Source organism: Streptomyces sp. NRRL S-920 (genome assembly GCF_000717945.1).
GTDB classification, from domain to species: Bacteria; Actinomycetota; Actinomycetes; order Streptomycetales; family Streptomycetaceae; genus Streptomyces; species Streptomyces alboniger.
Genome location: NZ_JODF01000027.1, coordinates 57090 through 84002 on the forward strand (window position 1 = coordinate 57090; position 26913 = coordinate 84002).

The 26913-nt window shown below is 72.4% G+C and carries 19 protein-coding genes and 1 pseudogene; 10 read left to right on the top strand and 10 right to left on the bottom strand.

Going from position 1 to position 26913, the window contains the following annotated elements; all coding sequences use genetic code 11:
- Nucleotides 1-41: 41 nt before the first annotated feature.
- From IG54_RS0120250 to IG54_RS0120260, 3 genes are all read right to left on the bottom strand, one after another.
- Nucleotides 42-902 carry a metallophosphoesterase family protein gene (locus IG54_RS0120250; RefSeq protein ID WP_030786034.1) on the bottom strand — a complete coding sequence of 287 codons (861 nt, stop codon included), beginning with the start codon at nucleotides 900-902 and terminating at the stop codon, nucleotides 42-44.
- Nucleotides 903-931: 29 nt separating this feature from the next.
- A complete protein-coding gene (locus IG54_RS0120255) occupies nucleotides 932-2578 on the bottom strand; it encodes a cytochrome b (RefSeq protein WP_030786038.1) in 1647 nt (548 codons plus the stop codon).
- Nucleotides 2579-2671: 93 nt separating this feature from the next.
- Nucleotides 2672-3313: a maleylpyruvate isomerase family mycothiol-dependent enzyme gene (locus IG54_RS0120260; RefSeq protein ID WP_030786043.1), complete on the bottom strand. Its 642-nt coding sequence runs from the start codon at nucleotides 3311-3313 to the stop codon at nucleotides 2672-2674.
- Nucleotides 3314-3383: 70 nt separating this feature from the next.
- Between IG54_RS0120260 and IG54_RS0120265 the strand changes: the two genes are divergently transcribed.
- Both IG54_RS0120265 and IG54_RS0120270 read left to right on the top strand, forming a co-directional pair.
- The gene (locus IG54_RS0120265; protein ID WP_030786047.1) at nucleotides 3384-4292 is read left to right on the top strand and encodes a LysR family transcriptional regulator; all 909 of its coding nucleotides are present in this window, start codon (nucleotides 3384-3386) and stop codon (nucleotides 4290-4292) included.
- Between the two features lie 116 nt (nucleotides 4293-4408).
- Complete coding sequence (locus IG54_RS0120270; protein WP_030786050.1) at nucleotides 4409-6025, top strand: GMC oxidoreductase; 1617 nt, start codon at nucleotides 4409-4411, stop codon at nucleotides 6023-6025.
- 21 nt (nucleotides 6026-6046) lie between these two features.
- Here IG54_RS0120270 and IG54_RS0120275 read toward each other — a convergent pair whose 3' ends face one another.
- Together IG54_RS0120275 and IG54_RS0120280 are read right to left on the bottom strand one after the other, a co-directional pair.
- The gene (locus IG54_RS0120275; RefSeq protein WP_030786053.1) at nucleotides 6047-6538 is read right to left on the bottom strand and encodes a carboxymuconolactone decarboxylase family protein; all 492 of its coding nucleotides are present in this window, start codon (nucleotides 6536-6538) and stop codon (nucleotides 6047-6049) included.
- Nucleotides 6539-6541: 3 nt separating this feature from the next.
- Nucleotides 6542-7618 (bottom strand): dihydrodipicolinate reductase, encoded by a 1077-nt coding sequence (locus tag IG54_RS0120280; protein WP_030786057.1) that lies wholly within the window; start codon nucleotides 7616-7618, stop codon nucleotides 6542-6544.
- A gap of 139 nt (nucleotides 7619-7757) precedes the next feature.
- Between IG54_RS0120280 and IG54_RS0120285 the strand changes: the two genes are divergently transcribed.
- Nucleotides 7758-10538, top strand: a complete 2781-nt coding sequence (locus tag IG54_RS0120285) for a helix-turn-helix transcriptional regulator (protein ID WP_030786060.1) — start codon at nucleotides 7758-7760, stop codon at nucleotides 10536-10538.
- A 419-nt stretch (nucleotides 10539-10957) separates the two neighbouring features.
- Here the strand turns inward: IG54_RS0120285 and IG54_RS0120290 are convergent, their stop codons facing one another.
- On the bottom strand, nucleotides 10958-11632 hold the full coding sequence (locus IG54_RS0120290) for an SDR family NAD(P)-dependent oxidoreductase (protein WP_078594299.1): 675 nt from the start codon (nucleotides 11630-11632) through the stop codon (nucleotides 10958-10960).
- Nucleotides 11633-11875: 243 nt separating this feature from the next.
- Here IG54_RS0120290 and IG54_RS0120295 point away from each other — a divergent pair, with 243 nt between their 5' ends.
- From IG54_RS0120295 to IG54_RS0120320, 6 genes are all read left to right on the top strand, one after another.
- Nucleotides 11876-12610 (top strand): Clp protease N-terminal domain-containing protein, encoded by a 735-nt coding sequence (locus tag IG54_RS0120295; protein WP_030786067.1) that lies wholly within the window; start codon nucleotides 11876-11878, stop codon nucleotides 12608-12610.
- Between the two features lie 158 nt (nucleotides 12611-12768).
- Nucleotides 12769-13995, top strand: coding sequence for a radical SAM protein (locus IG54_RS0120300; RefSeq protein ID WP_234336267.1), 1227 nt, complete (start codon nucleotides 12769-12771; stop codon nucleotides 13993-13995).
- Nucleotides 13996-14013: 18 nt separating this feature from the next.
- Entirely contained in the window at nucleotides 14014-16158 is a 2145-nt protein-coding gene (locus IG54_RS0120305) for a DegT/DnrJ/EryC1/StrS family aminotransferase (RefSeq protein ID WP_030786073.1), read from the top strand.
- 5 nt (nucleotides 16159-16163) lie between these two features.
- Nucleotides 16164-17372, top strand: a complete 1209-nt coding sequence (locus IG54_RS0120310) for a hypothetical protein (RefSeq protein WP_030786076.1) — start codon at nucleotides 16164-16166, stop codon at nucleotides 17370-17372.
- 10 nt (nucleotides 17373-17382) lie between these two features.
- Nucleotides 17383-18504, top strand: coding sequence for a hypothetical protein (locus IG54_RS0120315; RefSeq protein ID WP_030786083.1), 1122 nt, complete (start codon nucleotides 17383-17385; stop codon nucleotides 18502-18504).
- 16 nt (nucleotides 18505-18520) lie between these two features.
- Nucleotides 18521-19381 carry a phytanoyl-CoA dioxygenase family protein gene (locus tag IG54_RS0120320; RefSeq protein ID WP_030786086.1) on the top strand — a complete coding sequence of 287 codons (861 nt, stop codon included), beginning with the start codon at nucleotides 18521-18523 and terminating at the stop codon, nucleotides 19379-19381.
- Between the two features lie 19 nt (nucleotides 19382-19400).
- On the opposite strand, the gene IG54_RS0120325 is transcribed toward IG54_RS0120320, so the two are convergent.
- Both IG54_RS0120325 and IG54_RS0120330 read right to left on the bottom strand, forming a co-directional pair.
- Nucleotides 19401-20351 carry a Gfo/Idh/MocA family protein gene (locus IG54_RS0120325; protein ID WP_030786089.1) on the bottom strand — a complete coding sequence of 317 codons (951 nt, stop codon included), beginning with the start codon at nucleotides 20349-20351 and terminating at the stop codon, nucleotides 19401-19403.
- A gap of 43 nt (nucleotides 20352-20394) precedes the next feature.
- Nucleotides 20395-21396 carry a zinc-dependent alcohol dehydrogenase gene (locus tag IG54_RS0120330; protein WP_030786092.1) on the bottom strand — a complete coding sequence of 334 codons (1002 nt, stop codon included), beginning with the start codon at nucleotides 21394-21396 and terminating at the stop codon, nucleotides 20395-20397.
- Between the two features lie 253 nt (nucleotides 21397-21649).
- Between IG54_RS0120330 and IG54_RS0120335 the strand changes: the two genes are divergently transcribed.
- Nucleotides 21650-23161: a glycoside hydrolase family 3 protein gene (locus tag IG54_RS0120335; RefSeq protein ID WP_030786097.1), complete on the top strand. Its 1512-nt coding sequence runs from the start codon at nucleotides 21650-21652 to the stop codon at nucleotides 23159-23161.
- Nucleotides 23162-23201: 40 nt separating this feature from the next.
- On the opposite strand, the gene IG54_RS0120340 is transcribed toward IG54_RS0120335, so the two are convergent.
- Complete coding sequence (locus IG54_RS0120340; protein ID WP_030786100.1) at nucleotides 23202-25550, bottom strand: collagenase; 2349 nt, start codon at nucleotides 25548-25550, stop codon at nucleotides 23202-23204.
- A gap of 177 nt (nucleotides 25551-25727) precedes the next feature.
- Nucleotides 25728-26827: pseudogene (locus IG54_RS38080) on the bottom strand (MFS transporter).
- Between the last annotated feature and the right edge of the window lie 86 nt (nucleotides 26828-26913).

Below are 26913 nucleotides of genomic sequence, written 5' to 3' on the forward strand. Positions count from 1 at the left end.
CCGAGTGATTTCACTCTATGGGGAGGCACTGACAACGGCCCTCAGCGCTCCTGGCGCTCCTCGGGCGCCGGCAGGATCTGCCGCAGCCGCGGGTCGGGGTGGAAGTCCCTGCGCCACTCGCGCGGGTACCCGACGGACGCCTCCACGTGCGGCACGCCGTCGTGCCAGGTCGTGCGCGGTATGTGCAGATGGCCGTAGACGACGGCCGCCGCGTCGTACTTCACGTGCCAGTCCGCGGTCAGCTCGGTGCCGCACCACAGGGCGAACTCCGGGTAGCGCAGGATGCGGGTGGGCTCGCGCAGCAGGGGCCAGTGGTTGATGAGGACGGTGGGCATCCCGGCGGGCCGCTCGGCGAGGCGCTCCTCGGTGAGCTTGACGCGCGCCCGCGACCAGTCGTCGCGGGTGGCGTAGGGGTCGGGGTGCAGGAAGTACTCGTCGGTGCAGACGACACCCGCCTCGTGCGCGACCGCGAGGGCCTCCTCCTTGGTCCGCGTCCCGCCGGGGCGGAAGCTGTAGTCGTAGAGGAGGAATAGCGGGGCCACGGTGACGGGCCCGCCCGCGCCGCGCCACACGGGGTAGGGGTCCTCGGGAGTGGCGACGCCCAGTTCGCGGCAGAGCGCGACGAGGTGCTGGTAGCGCTCCTCGCCGCGCAGCTGGACCGGGTCGTCCTTGGGCGTCCACAGCTCGTGGTTGCCGGGCGACCACACCACCTTGGCGAACCGCCCGGCGAGCGTGCTCAGCGCCCACTCGATGTCGGCCATGCGCTCGGCGACGTCACCGGCGACGATCAGCCAGTCCCCGTCCGTCTCTGGCCGAATGGTCTCGACGTACTTCCTGTTCTCCGCGTACGCGACGTGCAGGTCGCTGATCGCCAGCAGCTTCGGGGTGCTCTCGGATGCCATCACCGTGTGAGGCTAACCGAGTTGCCCCGTCAGTGGTGATCACCCTCGCCCCGCTGGATCGCCAGGTACTCCTCCGCCGTCGCCTTCGGCACCTGCGCCTTGGGGCCGTACATGGCGCGGGAGAGGCGTGAGCGCAGGCGTTCGGAGCGGGGGACCTTGCGGGCCACGCCGTTGGCGTCGACCAGGGGGCCGATCTCGTAGGGCTGGGGTTGTTCGTGGGCGGTCAGGCGGTACAGCTCCGCCTGGGGCAGGGGCTCGTGGATCTCGACGTACTCGCCGTGCGGCAGGCGTTTGATGGTGCCGGTCTCGCGGCCGTGGAGCACCTTCTCGCGGTCCCTGCGCTGGAGGCCGAGACAGATCCGGTGGGTGACGACGAAGGCGAGGACGGGCGCGACGAAGAAGGCGATCCGCACGAACCACGTGATGACGTTGATCGACAGGTGGAAGTGCGTGGCGACGATGTCGTTGCCGCCGCCGATCAGCAGCACGAAGTACAGCGTCAGCCAGGCGACGCCGAACCCGGTGCGCACCGGTGTGTTGCGGGGCCGGTCCGCGATGTGGTGCTCCCGCCTGTCGCCGGTGACCCAGGCCTCGACGAACGGGTAGACCGCGATGGCCGTCATGATCAGCGGGAAGAGCGCGAACGGGATGAAGACGCCGAGGGCGAGCGTGTGCCCCCAGATGTTGATCTCCCAGGCGGGCATCACCCGGATCAGCCCCTCGGAGAAGCCGAGGTACCAGTCGGGTTGGGCGCCGGTGGAGACCGTATCGGGGCGGTAGGGGCCGATGGCCCAGACGGGGTTGATGGAGGCGACCGCGCCCATGATCGCGAGTACGCCGAAGACGAGGAAGAAGAAGCCGCCCGCCTTGGCGATGTAGATGGGCAGGAACGGCGCGCCGACCACGTTCTTCTCGGTCTTTCCGGGCCCGGCGAACTGGGTGTGCTTGTGGTAGAAGACCAGGATCAGGTGGGCGACGACCAGCCCGAGCATGATGCCCGGCAGCAGCAGGATGTGGATCGGGTAGAACCGCGCCACGATGTCCTCGCCCGGGAACTCCCCGCCGAACAGGAAGAACGCGAGGTAGGTCCCGACGACGGGGATCGAGAGGATCGCGCCGTGCGCGAAGCGGACGCCGGTGCCCGAGAGCAGGTCGTCGGGGAGCGAGTACCCGGTCAGGCCGGTGATGATGGCGAGCATCAACAGGGTCCAGCCGAAGAGCCAGTTGACCTCGCGCGGCTTGCGGAAGGCGCCGGTGAAGAACACCCGCATCATGTGGACCATCATGCCCGCGACGAAGACGAGCGCGGCCCAGTGGTGGATCTGCCGGATCAGCAGGCCGCCGCGCACCTCCAGGCTGATCTCCAGCGTGGACTCGAACGCCCTCGACACCTGGAGGCCCTTGAGCGGCACATAGGGGCCGTCGTAGGTGACCTCGGCCATGCTCGGCTCGAAGAACAGGGTCAGATAGGTGCCGGTGAGGATCAGGATCAGAAAGCTGTAGAGGCAGATCTCGCCGAACATGAACGACCAGTGATCCGGAAAGATCTTGCGCATCTGGCTCTTGGCCAGGGTGTTGATGCCAAGGCGCCCGTCCGCCCAGTCCGCGACCCGCTCCCCGCGCCCTGGCCGTCCTCGTCCTCCGCTTGCCCCGGTGCGCTCGATGCTTCCGCTCATGCGACTCCCTTTCAGGCGCTCTCCAGAGTAGGTCGCATGTATGACGGATCCAACAGGGCCGTTTGTGACAACCGGCCGCGAAATACCTCTCGTTCACCTCAGGAGGTACCGCTCGCACCCCTCGCCACGCAGCCTGCCCGGCGGCACCTTGCGGCCGAACGCGACGAGCAGCAGGTCCTGCGCCGCGCCGCGTACGGGGATGCCGCTGCCGTACGACCAGTCGAGGTCGTCGGCGTGCAGCGCGACGCCCGTGAGGTCGGCCCCGAAGAACCGGAGGCTCTTGGCGTCGACGGCACCCAGGGGGATGCGCAGGCGCTCGGCGGGAACTGCTCGCTCCAGGCCGAGGGCGACGGTGACGTCGAGGCCGTGCACCACGTCGTGGGCCAGCGCGGAGGTGTATCCGCCGACCGGGGGCGTCCAGGGGTGGTGCGCGTTGTCCCGTATGGATGCGGCGAGCCGGGCGGGCGGCAGGGCGGCGGCGTCCGCGCGGGCGCGGCGGTCCGTCATGCGGTGCAGGCTGCCGCCCGCCTTGACGATGTCGAGGAGCGTCATGGGCAGGGAGCGGCGGAAGCCGAGGGACATGTGCGCGACGACCTCGCGTACGCGCCAGCCCGCGCAGAGCGAGGGGGCGTCCCACTGGGCGGGGCTCAACCCGTCGAAGAGGTCGGCCAGTTCGCGGCGTTCTGCGGCGATCTCGGCGCGGATGTGGCGCTCGTTCCCGGTCGTCTTTCCCATGGGTCCAGGGTGATCAAGGCCCGGCGATAAGTCCAAGAGCTTCTTCTTCTCGCCATTAGCATCGTCGGTTATGGAACTCCGGCAACTCCAGTACTTCGTGGCCGTGGTCGAAGAGGCCAACTTCACCCGTGCCGCCGCCCGGCTGCATGTGGCGCAGCCCGGCGTCAGCGCGCAAATACAGCGGCTTGAGAGGGAGTTGGGCCATCGGCTGCTGGACCGTGGCGGCCGGACGGTGACCCCGACGGAGGTGGGCCGAGCGGTGCTGCCCTACGCGCGGGCCGCGCTCGCCGCCGTCGAGGGAGCGCGGGGCACGGCGGACGAGTTCGCGGGGCTGCTGCGCGGCCAGGTCGTCCTGGGGCTCGTGTCGGGCGCCGCCACCCAGGAGTTCGACGTGGTGTCCGTGGTCGCCGACTTCCATGACGCGCGCCCCCGGGTGGAGATCTCCCTCACGGAGGACACCTCCGACCGGATGCTGACCGCGGTGCGGCGGGGCGAGCTGGACATCGCGCTGCTCGGCCTGACGGCGGACGAGCCGCCGCCGGACGTGGCGCTGGACATCGTGGTCGACGAGCCGCTGGTCGCGGCCGTGGCTCCCGGCGATCCCCTCCTGCACCCGGTGGGCCGCACCGAGGTGCCGCTCGCCGAGCTGGCCGGCCGACCGCTGATCAGTCTGCCGCGCGGCACCGGTCTGCGCGGGGTGCTCGACGGGGCGTGCGCCGCGGCGGGATTCAAGCCGCGCATCGCCTTCGAGGCGGCCTCCCCCGACGTCCTGACCCGGCTCGCCGCGCGCGGGCTCGGCGTGGCGGTGCTGCCCGCGCTGCCCCCGGGCATGACCACGGGGCTGGGCCTGCGCACCCTGCTCATCACCGACCCGCGCCCGCGCGGACGCATCGCCCTGACTTGGCGCAAGGACGGCCCCGCGAGCCCGGCGGCCCGCGCGCTCCTGGACCGGCTGCGGAGTGAGCTGGGCGTGCCGTAGGGGGTCCACCATGAGGGGTGGGGGACCGGACAGAAGTTACTTTTTGGTATGACGTGACTTCCCATGCAAGCGGCAGTAGAACTCGTTGCGATTAAGCCAAACGTGAGGAAGGTCACATGGACCCGACGACCCAGCACAACAAGACATCTGACGGCCTGTCACGTCGAAGATTCCTGGCAGGAACGAGTTCCATTCTCGGTGCCGTCGCACTCGCGGGCCACGCCACACCGGCCCGTGCCCTCGACGGCGCCCGCGTGCCCGCCCTGGTGATCGGCACCGGCTACGGCGGCGCCGTCGCCGCCCTGCGGCTCGCCGAGGCGGGTGTCGACGTGCACATGGCCGAGATGGGCATGGCCTGGGACACCCCGGGCTCCGACGGCAAGATCTTCGCCAACACCACGCGCCCGGACATCCGTTCCTTCTGGCTGCGCACCAGGACCAAGCAGCCCCTGAGCAACTTCCTCGGTTTCCCGCTCGACAAGGACGTGCCGCGCCACACGGGGATCCTGGACGCCGAGGAGTTCGGCGGCATCACCGTCTACCAGGGCCGGGGCGTCGGCGGCGGCTCGCTGGTCAACGGCGGCATGGCGGTCACGCCTCGGCGGGAGAACTTCGCCGCCGTGCTCCCCTCGGTCAACGCGGGCGAGATGTACGGCACTTACTACCCGCGCGCCAACGCAGCCCTCGGGGTGAGCACCATCGACCCCGCCTGGTTCGAGACGGCCGAGTGCTACCAGTACGCCCGGGTCGGCCGCAAGCACGCGCAGCGCTCCGGCTTCCCGTTCGTCTTCGTGCCCGACGTGTACGACTGGGACTACATGAAGCGGGAGCAGGCGGGCACTGCCACCAGGTCGGCGCTCGCCGGGGAGATCCTCTACGGCAACAACCACGGCAAGAAGACGCTGCAACAGACCTATCTCGCCCGCGCGAGGGCGACCGGCCGGGTCACCATCTCCCCGCTGCACAAGGTCACTTCGGTCACACCGGCGGCCGGTGGCGGCTACACCGTCACCATCGACCAGATCAACACCGGTGGCGACACCGTCGCCACCAAGGAGATGACGGCCGACAAGGTCTTCTTCGCGGCGGGCAGCGTCGGCACCAGCAAGCTCCTGGTCAAGCTGAGGGCGACCGGCGCGCTGCCCCGCCTCAACGGCGAGGTGGGCAGGGGCTGGGGAGACAACGGCAACGTGATGTGCGGCCGCGCCAACCACATGTGGGACGCCACCGGCAGTCTCCAGTCGTCCATTCCCACGGCCGGCATCGACAACTGGGCCGCGGGCGGCGCGTTCGCCGAGGTGGCGCCGCTGCCGACCGGGATCGAGACATACGCGTCGTTCTATCTGTCGATCACCAAGAACCCGCACCGCGCCGAGTTCTCCTGGAACACGGCGGCGGGCCGGGCGGAGCTGAACTGGCAGACCGCCTGGAAGCAACCCTCCATCGACGCCGCCAGGACCATCTTCGACAAGATCAACGCCAAGGAGGGCACGATCTACCGCACCGATCTCTTCGGCACGTACAAGACCTGGGGCGACCACCTCACGTACCACCCGCTGGGCGGCGCGGTCCTCGACAGGGCCACCGACAACTACGGCCGCCTGCACGGCCATCCGGGGCTCTACGTCATCGACGGCGCGCTGATCCCCGGCAACACCAGCGTCAATCCGTTCGTGACCATCACGGCGCTCGCCGAACGGAACATCGAGAAGATCATCGACGCCGACCTGTGAGGGGCCACGACCCGCGTGCTCTCAGGGCTTGGGCAGCACGCACACCGTGTCGAGGCCGAGCACGTGGTTGAGCCGGCCGAACGCCAGCCACGACCCGATGCTCATGCTCAGCTCCACGATCTCGGCCTGACTGTAGTGCGCGGTCATCCGCGTCCAGAACTCCTCGTCGAGGTGGTGGTGGTCCAGGGCGTACCGCTCGGCGTACTCCGCGGCCAGCCTCGTGCGGTCGTCGAAGGCGTCGGTGGTGCGCCACCGGGTCACCGCGTCGGCGAACTCCTCCTCGACCCTGTGCCCGTCGCGCTCGGTGCGCCAGTCGAGGCAGAAGACGCATCCGTTGATCTGGGCGATCCGCAGCCGCGCCGCCTCGAACTCACGCAGGCCGAGGGTCGTATGGGCGTACACCGCGAGCGAGAAGCCGGACGCCGCCGCGCCGATCTCGGGGACCATCTCGCCCCACACGTACGCGATGGGGTCCTGCCCCTCGGGGATGTCGATGCGCGGGCCCTCACCCATGGGTCACTTCCTTCCGAGCCGGCCCGCCGCCGGGCGCAGCGGGACGTCGAGCGCGTCGTAGAGGCCGGGTCCGGCGTCCACGAGCCAGTCGATGGCGTTGACCAGCCGGCCGACGGCGGTGGCGTTGCCGCCCGCGGATCGGTTCTCGTCCTCGTCGGTGGCCTCGACCGTGACCTCGATGCGGGGGCGGCCCTCGACGACGACGCGGTGGGCGCCTGCGCCGCCGCCGGGCGGGGAGGGCCAGTCCGGCGCGCAGGACGGGTGGATGCGGGTGATGTGCTCGATGACGATGCGGGGTTCGCCCCCGACGACGCCCTGCACCTCGAAGCGGACGGCGCCCTGGGTGCCCGCCGCGAACTCCCCCATCGTCCGCGTGCTCACCGTCGTGTCGAGCGCGCGCCGCTCCAACGTCTCGCGTATGTCCGCGAGTTCGGCGCCGAGCGCCCTCGCCATCAGGCGCACCTGGCCGCCCCACACCATCGTCGGGACGGAGGGGGCGAGCATCGGTGGCGCGTACTCCATCGGGTGCCCCATGCCGATCAGGTCGCGGACCGAGCCCTCCTGGTCGTACGTGGTGTAGTCGAAGATCTCCTGGCAGCGGATCGCGTCGATGGTGGTGCCGACCCCGCTGAGCAGCAGGGGCAGTACGTCGTTGGCCCAGCCGGGGTCCACCCCGGAGGCGAAGAGTGAGCCGCCGCCCTCCGCGACGGCCGCGAGGACCGGGTCCCTGAACTCCGGGGGCGCGCCGCGCCAATCGTAGAGGGGGTAGAGGGCGGGCGTGACGACTACTGCCCCCGCGCGGACCGCCTTGACCACATCGTCGAGTGCCTCGGCGGGGCGCAGGTCGCCGGAGGCCGCGTACACCACCGCGCGCGGCCTGGCGGCGAGCACCGCGTCGGCGTCGTCGGTCGCCGCCACGCCCAAGCTCCGGCCCAGGAAGGCGAGTTCGCCCGCGTCGCGGCCGACCTTGGCCGGGCTGTGCACGACGACCGCCGCGAGCGTCAGCGCCGGATGGGCCGCGACGGCACGCACGGCCGCGCGGCCCACGTTGCCGGTGCCCCAGACCACCGTGGGAATCATGCGCGGAGGTTAGCGGCAGCGCCTGACGGATGACAGGGCCAAGTACGGGCGTATTCCCACGTGTTGGGCGCGGCTCCTGGTCGAGATACGTCCCGTTCCACGCCTCCGCGAAGCCAGGTGCCACAGGTACGCTGAACGCATGCTCCTGGGGCGTTCCTTGGAATGCGCACGTCTTCTCGCCCTCATCGACAAGGCACGCGGGGGCGAGAGCGGCGCCCTGCTCATCCGCGGGGAGGCCGGGATCGGCAAGACGAGCCTCGTCACCTACGTGGCCGGGCAGGCCCACGACCTGCTGCGGCTCGGCACCCGGGGCGTCGAGGTCGAGTCGGACCTGCCCTATGTGGGCCTCGCCGATCTGCTGCGGCCCGTGCTGCACTTCCTCGACCGCATCCCGGAGCGCCAGGCCGCCGCGCTCACCGGCGCGCTGGCGCTCGGCCCCGCCGGCGCTCACGACCGTTTCGCGGTGGCCGCGGGGACGCTCAGTCTGCTCGGCGCGCTCGCCGAGGACGGCCCGGTCCTCGTCACCGTCGACGACGCGCAGTGGCTCGACCCGTACTCCCTGGACGCCCTCGCCTTCGCCACCCGCAGGCTCGGCCGCGAGGGCGTCGTCGTCCTCTTCACCTCGCGCGACGAACTGGCGGGGCCGGCGTCCCGGCTCGCCTCCGTGGAGACCATGACCCTCGGCGGCCTCGACGCCGAGTCCGCGCACCGCCTGATCGCCGAGGAGGGCACCGCCGAACTGACCGAACGGGAGGCGACCCGGCTCCTCGCGGAGGCGCGCGGCAACCCCCTGGCCCTGATCGAGTTGCCCGCCCTGCTCGCCGGGAGCGGCGCGGGCGACGACGGCGACTCCCAGGCGCCCCTGCCGATCGGTGCACTCCTCGCCCACACGTTCGGCAGCGCGGTGGCCCGGCTGCCCCAGGAGGCACAGGACGCGATGCTGCTCCTCGCCGTCCTCGGGACGCGGCCGCTGGCCGGCACCGAGGCGGCGCTGCGGGCGCACGGCCTCAGCTACGAGTCGCTGGAGGCGGCCGAGGCGGCGGGCCTGGTCGTCGAGGAGCAGGACGGATACGCCTTTAGGCACCCCCTGGTCCGCTCGGCGGTCTACCACGGCGCGACCCCCGTGCGCAGACGCCGCGCCCACCACGCCATCGCCCGCTCCCTGCAAGGCGCCACCGCACCCGCCCTTGAGCAGTACGCGTGGCATCTGGCCGCCTCGGGCGCGGAGCCGGACGAACATGTGGCGTCACTCCTGGAGAACGCGGCGGCCGGGGCGCCCGACACCCTGGCGTATCCCCTGGCCTCCCGGTTGTACGAGCGGGCCGCGCGGTTCACGCCCGCCGGACAGCGCAAGGCGGAGCGGCTGCTGTGCGCCGCCCGCGCCTCGCAGGCCGCCGGGTCGCTCGACGAGGCCGCCGCGATCCTGGACCGCGCCCTGGAGCACGCCGAACAGCTCGGGACTCGGCTCGACATCCGCCAGCTGCGCTGCTACCTCGACGTGCAGCGCGGGCAGCCGACCCGCTCGCGCGAGCTGCTGCGGGCCGCGGTCGACGAGGCGGAGAAGGTCGACCCTGCGCTCGCCGCGGTCATGCTCGGCGGCATCGCGCTCACCGAACTCGCGGTCGGGGACCTCACCGCGGCCCGCGGCAGCTCCGCGGCGGCCATGGAACTGGCCGACTCCGCCCACCAGACGCTGCTGCCGGTGCGGCTCCTGCGCACCTTGGTGCTGCTGCTCGGCGGTGACGCGGACGCGGGCCGCTCGCTCCTGCGCGAGCTGGCGGGCCCCCTCGCCTCCCCCGACCCGGCGTTCCCCTATCCGCTCTCCGGTGTGGGCGGCCTCTGCCACCTCGCGGCGGAGGAACTCGACGAGGCGCACGGGCTGCTCGACCGCGCCGCGTACACCGCGCGCGCCTCCAGCGCGGTGGGTCTCCTCTCGCATCTGCTGTGCACGCTGTCCGTGGTGGAGTTCTGGCGGGGCCGCTGGAGCGCCTCGCTCGCGCAGGCCGACGAGGCGGTGCGGCTCGCGGAGGCCACCGGGCGGCTCATCGAGGTGCCGCGCGGGCTCGCCGCCCTCGCCAGGACCGAGGCCGCGCTCCACCGCGAGGCGGACTGCCGGGGGCACGCGGCGCAGGCCATGGAGTGGGCGGCCGCCACCGAGCTGCCGATGGACGCGGCGCGGGCGCGCGGCGCGCTCGGTCTCCTGGAGCTGGGCCTCGGCCGCTTCGAGGAGGCGGTGCACCGCCTGGAGGAGGTGCGGGCGTTCTCCCACACGCACGGCCGGGGCGATGGCCTGTATCTGACGTGGGCGGCGGACCTCGCGGACGCGTACGTCCATCTGCACATGACCGCCGAGGCCCGCGAGGTGCTCGACGTCCTGGAGTACGAGGCGGGGCGCGGGCACCGTCCGGTCACCGCGGGGGCCGCGGCGCGCTGCCGCGGTCTGCTCGAACCGGACACCGCCGAGCACCACATGCGGCGCTCCCTCGCGCTGCTCGCCGAGCGCCCCGTGCCCTTCGAGCGGGGGCGCACCGAGTTCGCGTGGGGTGAGCAGCTGCGCAGGCAGGGCAGGCGCAGCGAGGCCCGTCGCCTGCTGGAGCGGGCCCTCGCCACGTTCGAGCGGCTCGGGGCGACGGGGTGGGCGGCGCGCGTGGCCGCCGAGCTGCACGCGGCGGGCGGCACCGAAGTGCGCCCGGAGCGGGCCCCGTTGGAGCGGCTGACGCCGCAGGAGATGCAGGTCGCGCTGGTGGTCGGGCGGGGCCTGACCAACCACGAGGTGGCGGAGCGGCTCTTCCTCAGCGTCAAGACGGTGGAGTTCCACCTGAGCAACATCTACCGCAAGCTCGACGGTGTGCATCGCAGGGCGCAGCTCGTGCGGTTGCTGGCGCGGGCGACGGAGGCGACGGAGGCCTCGGCGGTCTGAACCCGTGGGGTCCGGGATGTCACCGCGCCCCGAGCGGGGGTGCCTCGCACCGGCACCCCCTCCCCCGCCCTCGCCCTCGCGACGGTCGCCCCCCGTCCGCCGACGGCCCGTCCGGACGTACACCCCCGTAGTACGTCCGGCCACCGGTACCTTTCCCCCGTGTCTCCCCGTACCGGTGTTCCGGGCCCGCCGCGGCTTCGCGACCGTGGCTCCACCATGGACCCGTACGGGCCCGGGGGCGACCGTGAAAACCCTGGAGTCCGGGGTCGGGATCCGGGGTGGGCGCCGGGGGCTCGCGGGCCGGATGTGACGATGGGGGCCCGGCTCGCCGGACAGGGGTGCGGTGAGCCGGTGGTTCCGCCGTTCAACCACCGTGGGCGGGGGCGCGTCCCAGGGTTTTCCTCGGGGGCGCGGCGGGCTCAGCTCGCTCCCCAGCCGCCGTCGAGGGGCAGGGAGGCGCCGGTGAGGTAGCCGGTGTGCGGTCCGCAGAGCCAGACGGCGACGGCGGCGACCTCGGCGGGTTCGATGAGCCTCTTGATCGCGGAGCGGCCGAGCAGGACGTCCGTGACGACGTCCTCGGGCGGGATGCCGTGCGCGGCGCCCTCCAGGGCGGCGACCTTGCCCAGCCCCTCCAGGCCGTGCTTGGCGGCGACGTACGCGGACTTGAAGGGGCTGGCCCGCAGGCCGTGCACGCTGGAGATGTTCACCACGCGGCCCCAGCCGTGCCGGTACATGTGCGGCAGACAGTGTCTGAGCAGCAGGAAGGGCGCGGTGACCATCAGCCGCTGGATCAGCTCGAAGCGGGCGGGCGGGAAGTCCTCCAGGGGCGCGATGTGCTGGGTGCCCGCACTGTTGACCAGGATGTCGACGGCGGACGGCAGGGCGGGCACGGTGTCGGCAGCGGTGAGGTCGACGGCGTGCGGCACTCCGCCGACGCCGCCCGCGGCGGCGAACGCCTCGGCGCACGCTCTGCCGATCCCGCTGCCGCCCCCGGTCACCAGGGCGGTTCGCCCGGTGAGGTCCACGCGGTCGGTACGCGGGGGCGCGGCGCGCGGGACCAAAGGGCTGTCGGGGCCGGGGTGTTCGCTCGTCATGCCCGGAACGCTAGAGAGGAGGGGGCGGGTCCCCCCATGGTCGCGGTCACCACAGTGGGGGGGTGTTCGGGTGTGGGCGGCCTCCGTATGGGCTCCGTATGGGCTCCGTACGGCCTCCGTAGGGACTCCGTACGGGCTCCTTACGGGTCCTTTCGGGCCGTCAGGGTCGCGGGAAGCCTCAGCCTGCACATCGGTGTCAACCAAGGGTTGACGTCCCCTCAACTGTCAACCTACGGTTGTCACATGACGCATGCAGACCGCACCACACCCTCGCCCACGGTCCGCCTCGACGACCTCATCGACGCCATCAAGAAGGTCCACACCGACGCCCTCGACCAGCTCTCCGACGCGGTCATCGCCGCCGATCACCTGGGTGACGTCGCCGACCACCTCATCGGCCACTTCGTGGACCAGGCCCGCCGCTCGGGCGCCTCCTGGACCGACATCGGCAAGAGCATGGGCGTCACCCGCCAGGCCGCCCAGAAGCGGTTCGTGCCCAAGAAGCCGGACGAGCCCAACGACCTCGACCCGAACCAGGGCTTCAGCCGCTTCACCCCCCGGGCCAGGAACGTCGTGATGGCCGCGCACAACGAAGCCAAGGCGGCCCACCACGACGAGATCCGCACCGAGCACCTGGTCCTGGGCCTGCTGAGCGAGCCGGACGGCCTCGCCGCCAAGGCGATCACGGCACAGGGCGTCGCCCTGGAAGACGTACGCCGGGCGGCCCTGGACGCGCTGCCCGCGACGGCCGACGAGGTGCCCGAGCTTGTACCGTACGACGCGGGGGCCCGCAAGGTGCTCGAACTGACCTTCCGCGAAGCGCTGCGCCTCGGCCACCACCACGTCGGGACCGAGCACATCCTGCTGGCCCTGGTCGAGACCGAGCACGGCAGGGGTCCGCTCACGGGTCTCGGCCTGGGCAGGGAGGGCCTTTCGGCCTCGATCGCCGAGTTCCTGGCGGACGCGACCCCGGCGTGACCGCTGCTCGACCCCGGTCCGGCCCCGGCCTGCCGGCGGCGAATACACCCCCGACTCCGGTGTTGTCCAGTGCCGTTGACAGTCACCTCGGCGCTCCCTAACGTCGCAAGGACCGTCTCGAACAGCGAAAGCGCACAGTGACCTTGCGTGGGGGGTTCGTGAACAGCACATTCGGTGCCGGTGACCTCAGCGACATCAATGGCGCCCTCAAGAGCGCGGCCCCCCACAATCGTGAAGGCCTGCCGATCGTCAGTCTTGATCAGGCGCACTCACCACAGAAGGTCCTGGCCCACGGCGAGTTACTGCGCCGGTTCGTCGCGGGCCAGGACATCAAGCCGGTCCATATGCGGATCGGCATCATGGGCGCCTGCAATATGCGATGCCATTTCTGCAACTTCCACTCCCCCAACGAAGAGCAGTTCTACGACCTGTTCTCGTTCAAGGACTCGATCGCCACCGACAAGGCGGTCACCCTGCTGCGCGCATTCGCCGCGAACGACGGCCGGGCCGTGACCTTCTGCGGCAGCGGCGAGTGCACCATCCACCCGGGGTATACCGACATCTGCCGGGCCGGGCACGCCGCGGGGCTGCGGATCGGCCTGATCACCAACGGCTCGCGGCTCGGCCGCCCCGACGTCGCCTCCTGCGTCGCCGAGACCCACACCTGGGTCCGCATCGGCCTGAACGCGGGCACGGAAGCGACCTTCGACGACATCACCCGGGACCGGGAGCAGACGTTCTCGCGGTTCGTCGGCTCGGTCGGCAGGCTCAGGGAGAGCGCGGCCGACCCCGACTTCCGCATCGGCTTCAACTACGTGATCACCCGCCGCAATTACCGGGAGATTCTCCAGGCGGCCCATATCGCCCTGGAATCCGGAGCGCATTACGTGCGCTTCGAGCCGGAGTTCTACAGCGCGCTCGGCCACGACACCATCGAATCGGTGATGCCGGAGATCTCCGAGTCGCTCACCAGGGCCGCTGCTCTTTCCACCGACACCTTCGAGGTCTCGGTGCCCAAGCTGGACCGCGGCCCGATGGACCAGATCGACGAGGTCGAGGGCGAATTCGAGCGCTGCCACTACAGCCGTTTCGTCACAGCGGTCGGCGCCGACGGAAATCTCTACCCGTGCCCCCAGGTGCACCTCAACAGCCGCTATCTCATCGGCAATGTCGTAGAACAGGGATATGCCGAAGTACTCGAAGGCGGCCCGCGCGCCGCCTGGGAAGCCTCCAACCCGCGCAGGACCGACCTGTGCAAATCGTGTTTCTACCGCCCGCAGAACGAACTCCTGGAACTCCTCCAGCGCGGCCGGATCACACTGGACGAGGCGCTCGACGCGTACGCGCTGGAAGTGCCCACAACCCTGCACGGCGATTTCGTCTGACCGGGACGGGACCGCGCCATGCAAGTACGTCACCTCCGCCGGCTCCTCGCCGCCGAACCCGCCCTGCGCCGCACCACCGACGCCGACACCTTCGAGGACCGCGCTTCGCGCACCCGTCAACTCCGCCGCGTCGTCGAGCGGTTGGCCCGCGTCGAGCGAGCGCCCCTCACCGTCACCGACACCGGCACATCGGTCCGCGACGGACTGCACCGCGAACACCTGACGTTCGACTCGCCCGTACGCGGCTCCTTCCACGCCACCCTCCTCGCCCCCGCCGATACCCGCACCGACGGCTCCCCCGGCCCGGCCGTCCTCGTCATCGGCGGGAGGAACGCCCGCCTGGACCAGCTCACCGGCGATGTGCCGCCCGACCACCCGGACCGCAATGTCGCCGAGCAACTGGCGCACGCGGGCTTCGTGACGCTCTCCTTCGACCACGGCATCGGCGGCGGCCTCGACGACGACCGCAGGGCCGGGCGGGACGAAGGGACCCTGCTCGCCCACGCGTTCGCGCTGACCGGCCGCTCCCTGCTCGGCGCGCTCGTCGGGGACGCCCTGGGCGCGCTCGACGCGCTCACGGCACATCCGCTCGTCGACCCCGGCCGCGTCGGCCTCTTCGGCCACAGCCTCGGCGCGGCCGTCGCCCTGCACACCGCTCTCCTCACTCCCCGCCAAGGCCTCCCGCTCTGCGCGGCGAGCCACTTCGGCAGCTACCCGGCCCTGTACGGGCGGCTGCTGACCGGCCACGAGGGAGCGGCACTCCCCGGCATCCTCGAATACGCCGACCTGCCCGACCTCTACGCGGCACACGCCCCGGCGCCCCTCCAACTCCAGTACGGCACCGCCGACCCCTCCCTCGAACCGGCCGACGCGCGCGCCGCGGCGGACCGAGTTCGATCGGCGTACGGGACGGGCGAGGCCTCCGCTGCCGTCGAGATCCATGAACTCCCCATGGGGCACGGCACGCATGTGGGCCACACGGCGGACTTCTTCACCCGCACTCTGTCGGCCCCCCGCCCGCCCCGCGCCGACGTCCCGGCCCAGCGCGTCCACTTCGAGGTGTCCGAGCGGCGTGCCGTACTCGACCGCGTCGACACCGCCCTCGCCTCGGGCGTCCTCACCCAAGGCCCGCAGGTCGCCCGCTTCGAGGAGCTGTCCCGCGCCTGGACCGGCACGGGGACGGCCGCCGTGGCGTCCGGTTCGGCGGCCCTGGAGATCGCGCTGCGGATCATCGGGGTGGCGGGCAGGACCGTGCTCACGCCCGTCAACACGTTCTTCGCCACGGCCGCGGCGACGGTGCGCGCCCGCGCCACCGTGCGCTTCGTCGAGATCGAGCTGGACGGGCTCGGCATGGACCCGGACGCCCTGCGCGCGGCCCTCGACCGCTATCCCGACACGGCCGCCGTGCTGCCGGTGCACATCGGCGGCATCGTGTCACCGGCGCTCGACGGGGTCCTCGCACACTGCCGGGAGCGCGGCGTACCCGTGGTGGAGGACGCCGCGCACGCCTTCGGCGCCACCCTGAACGGACGTGCGGCAGGCAGCTTCGGACGGTTCGGCGCCTTCTCGTTCTTCCCCACCAAGGTGGCGGTCAGCGGCGAGGGCGGGCTGGTGTCCGCCCGGCCGGACGACCTGGAACAGGTGCGGCGCTGGCGCGACCACGGCAAGAGCGCCCCGGGCTCCACGCTGCACGACCGTCCCGGCGGCAACTGGCGGCTGAGCGAACTCCACGCCGCCGTCGGCACGGTGGACCTGGAGCGCTTCGCCCACACCCTCGCGGCCCGCCGGGAACTCGCCGCCCGCTACGACACCCTGCTCGCCGACATCCCGGGAATGCGGCCGCACACCGTGCCCGCCGGGGTGGGCGGCAACTTCTACAAGTACCTCGCCTATCTGGACCCCGACAGCCCGTTCGACCGCGCCCTCCTGAAGAAGCGCCTGCGGGAGCGGCACGGGGTGTCCCTCGCCGGTGAGGTCTACGACCATCTGCTGTGCGACCACGCGTACTTCACCGGCGCGGACGTTCAACCTGCCATCCCCGACGGGCCGTTCGAGCGGGCCCGCTGGTTCGCCCGTCACCACATCGCCCTGCCGCTGTATCCGTCCCTCACGGAAGCCGAGCAGATCCGGGTGGTCGCCGCCCTCCGCAGCGAGCTGTCGTGAGGGCGGTGCTCTCCGCGTTTCGCAGGGGCGAGTGGCGCACATCGCTGGACACCGCCGCCCTGCCCGGCGCGGCAGGCTCCGCGTACGGCCTCGCGCTGGTACCGGAGATCGTCTCCCACGCCGACCGCGACTGGTGGGACGGCACGCGCACCGAGCTGCCCCCGTTCGTCGGCCGCCGCGACCTGCTGCTGGCAGCGGTGGAGTTGTTTGCCCGCGGCCGTGTCTTCGTGGGCGGCCTCGGCGAGCAGGACGCCGACGACTTCCGCGCGCTCGTATGGGAGACCGCGGGGCTGCCCGGCCCGCTGGTGGACCGGTGGTGCGGGCTGCTCCGCGACGGCCTGCTGAAGCGGGGCGAGGCGCCGGTCCCCGACGGCCGGCTATCCCTCGTATCGCTGCCCGGCAACACGTTCACCTGCCTGAACTCCGTACTCGACCAGGCCGAACGCTCGGCAGCCGTCTGGGTGCGCCCGAGCCGACGCGAGCCGTACTCCGCCGCCCGGCTCGTCGCCGCCCTGCTCGCCGTCGGCTGGCCCGCCGCCCGCATCGGCCTCTACCCCACCGACCGGCGCGGGCTGCACGGCCTGCTGAAGCGCACCGAGCGGCAGACCGTCTACGGCGGCGCCGACCTCGCCGCGTCGGTCCGCGACTCCCCGGCACTCACCCTGCACGGCCCGGGCCGCGGCTGCGCCCTGGTGCCCGCGGACATGCCGGTCGAGCAGGCCGTGGCCTGGCTGCTGCCCCTGGTCGCGGGCGACTCCGGGCGCTTCTGCACCAACGTACGCACCGTCATCTGCGCGGACCGCGAGCAGAGTTCGGCCCTCGCGGTCCCGCTCGCCGCCGCGCTCGATGCCCTCCCCCCGGCGCCCGGCGGCCCCGACTGGCCGCTCACCGTCTTCCGCGAGCCGCAAGCGGCACATCGCGCGCTGCGCTCGGTCCACGACCGTATGCGCCCCGGCGACCGCATGCTCACCCGCCGGGATCCGATCGCCCTGGTGGACGGGTCTCCCTGCGTGCTGCCCCGACTCGTCCTGCTCCAGGAACCTGTCCGGGAGTGCGTCCGCGAACACGTCCGGGGGTGCGTTCAGGAGTACGCGTGTCATCCCCTGGTCGGTCACGAGGTTCTATTCCCCTGCGCCGCCGTCCTCCACGCGGCCCCCGACGCGGTGCGGACCATCACCGCCGAGTCCCTTTTCGTGCACCGCCCAGCGAAGTGAGGCCCCCCGCATGACGACTGTCCTCGGCCCGCTGACCGACATGCTGCGCCGACGCGTCCCGGAGCTGGGGACCGACCTCGACACCTGGACGCGCCGCATGATGCGCTGGCACTTCGAACCGGAGACGGCGAGCCCCTTCTGGGCCGCCCGGCGCGAGAAGCTCGGCTTCGACCCCGTCAAGGACGTGGACGGCTTCGCCGCGCTGGAACTGTTCGGCCTCTTCGACAAGGCGGAACTCCGTACCGCCCGCGCCCGTGACCTGCTCCCGCGCGGCTACCGCGACCGGCCCTTCCGTGTCTTCGAGACCGGCGGCACCACCGGCACGCCCTGCCGGATCGTCAACGTCACGCGTCTCGCGTACGACGTGGAGATCTACCGCACCGTGCTGGAGGCGCGCGGCGTGGCGGGCGGTGACGTGCTCGCCATGACGCCGAGCGGCCCGCACGCGTACGGGCACTTCGTGGCGGGGCTCGCGGACAGCTGGCGGGGCGCCGTGCACGCCATCGACTTCGATCCGCGCTGGGTGAAGGCCGCGCTGCGCTCGGGCGGCGAGGCGGACGCGTACACCACGCACCTGATCGACCAGACCTTGGTGCTGCTGGCCGCCGAGCGTCCTTCGCTGCTCTTCACCACCTCGCGGCTGCTCCTGGAGCTGGCGATGCGGCTGCCGCGCCCCCTGCGCACCTACGGCGTCCGGGCGGTGTGCACGGGCGGGACCTCCTGCACCGCCGCCGAGGCGCAGTTCCTGCGCGCGGAGCACCTGGCGGGTGTGCGGTGGATCGACACCTACGGCAACACGCTGGTCGGGCACGCCCTCCAGGCCGACGCGGCGGCGGGGGCGGCGCCCGGTGTGCCGGACGGGGCCGGGCACTCCTACCACCTGCCGCCGCCCTTCGCCGTGTTGCGGGTCGTCGACCCGGCCGACCCGTGGCGCGAGGTCGCCGTCGGTGAGCGCGGGCGCGTCCGGGCCACCACCCTCCTCGAAGACCTCTTCCTGCCGAACCTCCTGGAGCGGGACAGCGCGGTCAGGACCGGCCCGCACCCGTGGTTCCCCTGGGACGGGGTGGCCGCCGTGCGGCCGTTCCCCGAGGGCGGCGAGGGGCCCGCCGACGCGGTGGAAGGCGTCTACTGACCGAAGGACACCCCCCGTGAACCTGTCGTCGAACGGCGTACCCGTCCCCTTCACACCGGACCTCTTCGGCCCGCTGCGCCCCAGCTCCGACCTGCTGGCACCGAGGGATCCGGCAGCGCTCCGCGCGCGGCTGCGCGCCGACGGCTATCTGTATCTGCCGGGGCTCCTCGACCGGGCGGAGGTCCTGCGGCTGCGCGGGCGGTACTTCGCACTGTTCCCGCCGGGCCTGCTCGCGGCGGGCAGCGCCCCCGAGGACGGGGTGTTCTCCGGTGAGGTGCCCGCGCACGTTCCGGAGTACGGGGTCGCGGGGCATCCGGCGTACGCGTTCGTGCGCTCCGCGGCCTTCGACCGGTTCGTCGGCGACCCGGCCCTCGCCGCGCTCGCCTCCCAACTCCTCGGCGGCGAGGCGCGGATGCTTCCGCGCCGCATACTGCGCCACTTCCACCGGGGCACCCGCCGGGCCTCCCGTGCCCATGTCGACTTCGACTACATGGACCGGGGCTCGCCGGGCGTCGTCACCCTGTGGATCCCCGTGGGCGACTGCCCGCCGCGGACGGGCGCGCTCGTGTATTTGGAGGGCTCCCACCGGCTGCCGCGCGAGGAGTACGCCCCACTGCGCGAGGTCACCGACCGGCCGGGCGACCGCCGCCAGATCTGCCACGACCTGGAACTCACCGCCCGCACGCTGGGCCGCCGCTGGCTGTGGGCGGACTTCGCGGCGGGCGACGTGATGGTGCACGTGCCGCACATCATCCACGCGTCCCTGGACACCATGACGGACGCGATGCGGCTCTCGATAGACGCGCGTTTCGTGCGCCGCGGCGACACTCCCGATCCGCGCTGGCTGCGGCCCTGGTCGGCGGACGACGGAGCGTGAACCCCGACAAGCGAGACGTTCAGCCGCAGAGCAGAACCGGCTCGGCGCCCGCCGCGTCCGAGCGTTCCGCGGCCACGATCACGTCGTCGACGAGGCGAGCCTCGGCCACCGGGCACACCGGTGTCCCGCCGGCCTCGACGGCCGTCGCGAAGTCGGCGAGCAGCGGCTGGTGCGGATTGAGGGCCGGGGGCAGCAGGAGCTGGCGCCCGGTCGACCGCGTGAGCCGCCCCTCGTCGAGCGGGTCCAGCAGTACGGCGCGGCCCCCTCCGGTCAGCTCGACGCGGTCCACCGGCGAGCCCCCGCCCCACTCCAGGAGGCACTGGGCCCGGAGCCCGGACCGCCAGCGCAGGGTGAGTTCAGCCCGCCGCTCCGCGCCCGCGGGGAAGCGGTCCCCGAGCCGCGCCCTCACCTCGTACGGGCGTCCGAAGAGGTGGAGGAGCAGGTCGATTCGGTGGCTGCCCGCGTCGGCGAGTACTCCGCCGCCCGAGACGGCCGGGTCGGTGCGCCACCGCATCGGATCGCGGGGGCCCGGCGCGAAGGCGCACCGGAACCGCACCCGGGCCCGCTCGGGCGTCCAGCCGGTGAGTTCCGCGCGCAGCCGCCGTACGGCGGGCGCGAGCCTGCGGTAGTACGCCACGCCCGCGCACCGTCCGCCCGTGTCGAGCGTGCCGCCCGTGCCGAGGCCCCCGGCGAGGGGCTTCTCGACGAGGACCGGGAGCCCGGCGTCCAGGACGGCTCGGGCGAGCGGCACATGGCCCGCGACGGGCGTGGCGACGTACACGGCGTCGACGCCCGTCAGCAGCAGGTCCGGGTCGGTGCCCGAGCGGGCGACGCCGTACCGCCCGGCGACGCGCGCCGCGCGCTGCGGGTCGCGGCCCCACAGGGCCACGGGCTCCTCGCCGAGCGCGCGCAGGGCGGGCAGCGCGCGGCGCGTGACGACGTCTCCGTAACCGGCGATGCCCCACCTCACCCGGGGCCACGCCCGCCCGGGCGCACGGGACGATCACGCGGGTTCACGGGACGATCGCCACCTTCAGCGTCTCGCGGGGCGGCCCGTCGTAGGGGGCGCGCTCGCCGTCGGGGTACAGGGCGCGGCTGGCGGAGAGCTGCTCCAGGGCCTTCGGGAGTTCGTCGAGGGGGTAGGTGTGGGTGTGGAGGTCGGCCAGACGCAGGGCGGCGCCGCGGCGGTGGGCGAGGCGTTCGGCGACGGCGAGCGCGTCCGCTCGCGCGGTGTCGACGGGTTCGGCGGAGCTGTGCACCCGAAGTCCCTTGCGCTCCCAGGTGACCAGGTCGACGCTGACGTGGGTGTCGATGTGGTGGGTGCCGAGGAGGACGACGAGGCCGTTCTGGCGTACGAGTTCCACGCAGGCGTTGAGGGTGGTCGGGGTGCCGACCGCGTCGATCGCGACGTCGAAGTCTGCGCCGACGGAGGCCAGTTGCTCGCGGCTGCCGTCCACCCGGCGCACCGCGTCGGCGCCCGCGGCGGACGACCGCTCAAGGCGCCAGTCGTCGAGGTCGACGGCGACGGTCTCGGCGGCGCCGCGGGCCAGCGCCACGCGCAGGGCCAGCTGGCCGACGGGCCCCTGGCCGACGATCGCGACGCGGTCGCCGAGGCGGATGCCGCGGGTGGCGTGCACGGCGAGCGGCAGCAGTTGCAGGATCGCGCCCTGCTCGAAGGGGACGGTGTCGGGGAGCACCCCCACGGCGATCTCGCGGGCCAGCGCGAAATCGGCGTACCCGGTGGTGAGCGGCGTCCGTACGAAGACCCGCTGGCCGGGCACGACCCGGCTCACGCCCGCGCCGGTCGCCTCGACGACCCCGGCGATCTCGTGACCGAAGCAGCCCTGGGAGCAGTGCTCGCGCAGCCCGTGGTAGTGGAAGTAGGCGAGGTCGCTGCGGTTGCAGACGGTGCAGGCGTGGACGCGGACGAGCACTTCCAGCGGCCCCGGGTCCGGCACCGCCACATCGGTGACCAGTCTGATCTCGCGCCTGCCGACGAGTTCGTATCTGCGCATGGCCCTCGCCCCTCACCGGTTGCGATCAGCGGAAGTCACCAGCATTCCCCAACTCGACGGCCACAGGGTCGGATTCACCCGTCTCGGCCTGTTCGCACTTCTTGACAGCCCCGATCGATACGAGCCAATATCCACTATCCGATTGGCCTGGACCAATCAGCAGGAGCCCCGCTCACCCCATCACGCCCCACGGGCCCCGGCCCGCGCACCCGCGAGCCAGGTCCCACGTACCCGCAACTTCGGAGGTCGCGCCATGGCATCGAGCAGTGACCCGACTCTGGAGCACCTCGCCAACTCCGTGCTACAGCCCGGCTTCGAGGGCGCCACGGCCCCCGACTGGGTGCGCCGCAGGATCTCCGAGGGCCTGCGCTCCGTCGTATTGTTCGCGCGCAACATCCAGAGCCCCGAGCAGGTCGCGCGGCTCACCGCCGCCCTGCGCGCGGAGAACCCCGATCTGATCGTCGCCATCGACGAGGAGGCGGGGGACGTGACCCGGCTGGAGGCGTGGACGGGCTCGTCGCGTCCCGGCAATCTGGCCCTCGGCGCGGTCGACGACATCGATCTGACCGAGCGCGTCGCCCAGGACATCGGCCGCGATCTGCACGCGGCGGGCGTCTCCCTCAACTTCGCGCCCAGCGCGGACGTGAACTCCAACCCCCTCAACCCGGTGATCGGCGTACGCTCGTTCGGCTCCCGCACCGATCTCGTCTCCCGGCACACGGCCGCCTGGATCCGCGGTCTGCAAGGGGCCGGCGTCGCCGCCTGCGCCAAGCACTTCCCCGGGCACGGTGACACGGTCGTCGACTCGCACTACGGCCTTCCGCAGGTGCGGGGCTCCGCGGAGGAGATCGCGCGCACCGCGCTGCCGCCGTTCATCGCGGCGATGGAGGCGGGCGTCCGGGCGGTGATGACCGCGCATCTGCTGGCTCCCGCGTACGACGCCGACCTGCCGGCGACCCTCAGCCGCCGCATCCTGGTGGACCTGCTGCGCGGGGAGCTGGGCTTCGACGGGCTGCTGGTCACCGACGGCATCGAGATGGGTGCGGTCACCGACCGCTACGGCATCGACGGCGCCACGGTCCGCGCGGTCGCGGGCGGCGTGGACGCGGTGTGCGTGGGGGGCGAGAGCGCCGGGGAGGACACGGTCGACCTGCTCGCCACGGCCCTGGTGAAGGCCGTGCTCGACGGCACGCTCCCCGAGGAGCGGCTGGCCGCGGCGAGCGCCCGCGTACGCGACTTCGCGGCCTGGTCCGGTGCGCGGTCACGGTCCGTGGCGCGCGACGCGCGGGACTCCGGCATCGGTCTGGTCGCGGCGCGCCGCGCGATCCGCGTCCGGTACCGCTCCGAGACGGCGCTGCCGCTGGCCGGGGCGCCCCACGTGGTGGAGCTGTCCCCGAGGATGAACCTCGCCATCGACGGCCGAACTCCCTGGGGCATCGCCGAACCCCTGCGCGCCCTGCGCCCGGGCACGACGTCCGTACGCCTCACGGAACCCGAACTCACCCACTCCTGCGACCTCCTGGAGCGCGAGGTGCTGGCCCCGGCGGCGGGGCGCGCCCTGGTGGTCGTGGTGCGCGACGCGGCCCGCCACCGCTGGATGGCCGACACCCTGCACCGCCTCCTGCGCAGCCGCCCCGACGCGCTGGTCGTCGAGATGGGCGTGCCCGCGGGCGACACGCTCGGTGCCGCCCATCTGATCACGCACGGCGCGACCCGCGTGTCGGGGATCGCGGCGGCGGAGCTGCTGGTGGGGGCCGGCGCCTGACACGTGGCCCGGGCCGGGCGCCGCCCCCCCCCTTACGGCCTCAGCCCCTCAGCGGGCCCTCGCAGTCGAAGTCCGCGCTGCCCCCGCGGCCGTCGGACCAGATGTCCACCTTCCCGAACGAGCAGTTCATGTCCGCCAGGTTGTTGTGGCCCGCCCGGGACCGGTCGAGCAGGTAGTAGTCCACCGTCTCCGACATGTCCTTGAAGACGGCGTCGGGATCACCGGCCGCACTCAGACGGGCCGTGATCCGCCCCGTGCAGGTGTAGCGCGGGCGCGGCGCGGCGCCGTTGGAACGGCACTCGGGCGCGATGCCCGTCGTCGCCTTGAAGGAGCCGCGGACCTGGGCGGCCGTGGTGTCGCGCAGCCGGCTGACCGGCACGTACTTCGTGTCGGGGACGAACAGCTCGTCGACCCGCGCGATCTGCTTGTCGAGGAACGAGTCGTACGCGCTCTGCAACCCGCCGTCCTTGCCGAGCCGGTCGCGCCAGGCGTCGAAGGCCGCCGGGTCGTCGGCGCGCAGATGCCCGTACATCTCCTTGATGAGCGAGGGGCGTTCGGTCCACAGGAACTCGAAGAACGTGCCCGCGTAGTCGTAGAAGCGGAAGCCGTCCCCTTCGTACGTGGCGTGCAGGATCTGGTCGACGCTCATCCGGGGGCCGCCGTTCGCCGTGTCGTCGATGACGCCCTGGACCAGCGACTTGCGGACCTTGATGCCGTCGTCGCGGGTGGCGCCGTCGAAGAACTCCGCGGTGCCCTCGTCCATCGCGGTGGTCCGGTCGCCCTCGTACCAGGGGCCCTCGCCGAAGAAGCCGGGGACCGCCCAGCGGCCGTTGAGGTAGTGCGTGTACTCGTGGCGGAACAGCTCCTCCAGGGTCAGCGTCGAGTCCTGCGGGACGCGCCGCTGGTAGGTGTAGAAGGTCGCGCCGCGCTCGATGTAGACGCCGCCGTTGTTCGTGTCCATCCCGGTGAGCAGCGGGTGATAGTTCTCGTAGTCGGCCCGTGAGGCGTAAAGGACCGTCGTCAGACCGGTGTTGGGGTCGCCGGCCAGCGGCTCCTGGGTGCCGAGGACGCGGTGGAACTGCGCCTTGACCTGCTTGCTCGCGTAGTAGAGCTGATCGACGGTCTTGCGGTCGAGCGCCGTGCGGACCTTCATCCCGCCCTTGTCGTAGGTGAACGTGCTCGGGAAGAGGCGGCGCTCGATGTCCGCCTTGCACACCTTGTACGGCGCGCAGGCCTCGAACTCGTTGAGCCAGAGGGCGACCTTGGACCAAGGGGCGCTGCCCTCGCCGAAGTTGCGGATGGTGACGCCGACGAGGCCGCCGAGACCGGAGACGATCTCGCTCCGGAGCCCGTCGATCTGGCCGAACCTGCCGTACTCGCTCAGCGCGTCGCGCACCACCCAGGCGTTGGCGGTGCCCTTGAGGTGGGTGTGGCCCGCGAAGGCCTTGAAGGCGGCGCGGTAGGAGGGGTCGGCCTTGACGGCGGCGTGGAAGGCGGTGTCCTTGTTGCCGGGGTACACGCCGAGGTAGCTCAGGGAGAGCGCGGCGAGTGCGGATCCGGCCCAGGAGGCGTCCTTCGCCGTTTCGGGGTGCGCGGCGTCCATGACGGTCAGCACCCTTTTGATCAGTGGGAGTTGGTGCTGGCGCAGGCCGGGTGCGCTCGCCGCGTAGAGCGCCTCGCGCAGCGACTCGGCGTTGGTGCGGGTCACGTCGAAGGTGCGGGGGGCCGTGCCGTAGGCGGCGACGGCACGGCGCATGGCGTCGACGGTCGGGCCGTCGGTGACGTCGATCTCGTCGTGCGAGAAGTCTTGGTAGGCGACGGCGTGGAGATACGTGAGCATCTCCAGGAGGTTGCTGCCGTTCTTGCCGTCGTGGGCGGCCGCGAGCCGGGTGACGCGGCCGGAGACGGCCTGGACGTGCGCGTCCGACATGACAGGGGCGAGCCGCCGGTCCCAGGTCCAGACGAGGGTGCGCAGACAGCCGTCCGCGGTGACGGCCGGATCGGCGAGGAAGTCGGCGAACCGCTCGGGCGAGAGGCCGGTGACGCCGTCGAGGGTGCAGGGGGCGGCCTTGGGGGTGCCCTTGGCTCCGGTCGCCGCCCTGTCCTCGGGCTTGGGAGTGCGGGCGCCCGGCGTGCCGCCGCCGCCCGCGAGTCCGCCGGGCGCCGGGATCTTGTAGGCGCCCGGGGCGGGGGCCTTCGCCCTGCGGTCGACCACGTCCAAGGGGTTCGGCCCGGCGGCCCTGTTCGGGGAGGCCGTGCTCTTGGAGGTCGGGGCGGGGGCGGGGGCGGCCGCGTGTCCGTACTGGACGGCCGTGACGCAGAGGGTCGCCGCTATCGCGCCGGCGAGCGCGGATCCGCGCAGGGTTCTTCGTGGACGTAGCTGGGACACCGATGGCTCCTGTGTGGGGAGGTGGGGGCTTGCGTCTCGGTCAACTGCCTTGTGCAGAACGGCGATTGGGTGAAACACGGGTGGACCGTACATGGCCGCCGTCGGACCATGTGATGCGTAACGTAGTAATGTGAAATTGCACTGACAACCCCTCAGGCGTGAGGAAAAACAGCTGGATTACGGCTGGCTCGGCTCGCGCAGGGTCCGCAGCAGGAGCCAGCCGAGGGCGGGCAGCGCGATCAGGGGCGCCAGCGCGGTCCGCAGGGAGGTGGCGTCGGCGAGGGTGCCGATGAGCGGACTCACGAGCCCGCCGATGCTCACCGTCAGGCCCAGGGTGACCCCGCTCGCAGTGCCCATGCGGCGGGGCAGATAGTCCTGGCCGAGGGTGATGTGCAGGGAGAACGGCACGTACAGACCCGCCGAGGCGAGGGCCACGAAGAGGAGCAGCACCGGCTCCGGGGTGAGGCCTGACCATCGGGCGAGGCCAGGGGCCAGGCCTGAGGCCAGGCCTGAGGCCAGGCCTGGGGCGAGTACGACGCCCGCCACCGCGAGGACCGTCAGCGCGTACGACCATCGCACCACCGGGAGGCGTCCGTGGCGGGCGGCGAGCCTCCCGCCCGCCACCGTGCCGATCGCGCCGCCGAGGTAGAGGACGAACAGCGCTACGGTGCCCGCGACTTGCCCACCACCGGTGCGCTGGCGCACGTACAGCGCGATGAAGGTGCTGAGGCCGGTGAAGACGACCGAGCGGCAGACGACGGCGCCGGACAACCTGAGGAAGGACGGCCAGTCGTCCTCGGCGAGGACGGGGCTCGGCACCGTCTTCTCGGGAGCGGCGGCCTCGCGGCCCCTGATGCTCCGCAGCGCGGCCACGCAGAGTGCCGCCCCGGCGAGGGCGGGAACCACCAGGAGCGGCGAGGCGCGCAGGCCGCCTGTCGCGACGATGGCGGCGGTCAGCAAAGGCGCGGTCGCGAAGCCGAGGTTGCCGCCGAGGGAGAACCAGCTCATGGCGGTGTGGCTGCCGCGGCTCGCCTGCCGTGCCACGCGGGCGGCCTCCGGGTGGTAGGCGGCGACGCCGATGCCGGACACGGCGACGACGAGCAGCGTCAGGCCGTAGCTGCCGCCGATCCGGCGAGCACGATGCCGGACGCGGCGGCGTAGCTGTAGGCGCGCTCGGCCACGAAGAAGGGTACGAGCGCGGCGACGGCCCCTTGGTAGACGTCGACGCAGGCGTGGCTCAGGGCGGTGTGGCGGCCGCGGCTCCCCTGCCGTGCCACGCGGGCGGCCTCCGGGTGGTAGGCGGCGACGCCGATGCCGGACACGGCGACGACGAGCAGCGTCAGGCCGTAGCTGCCGCCGATCC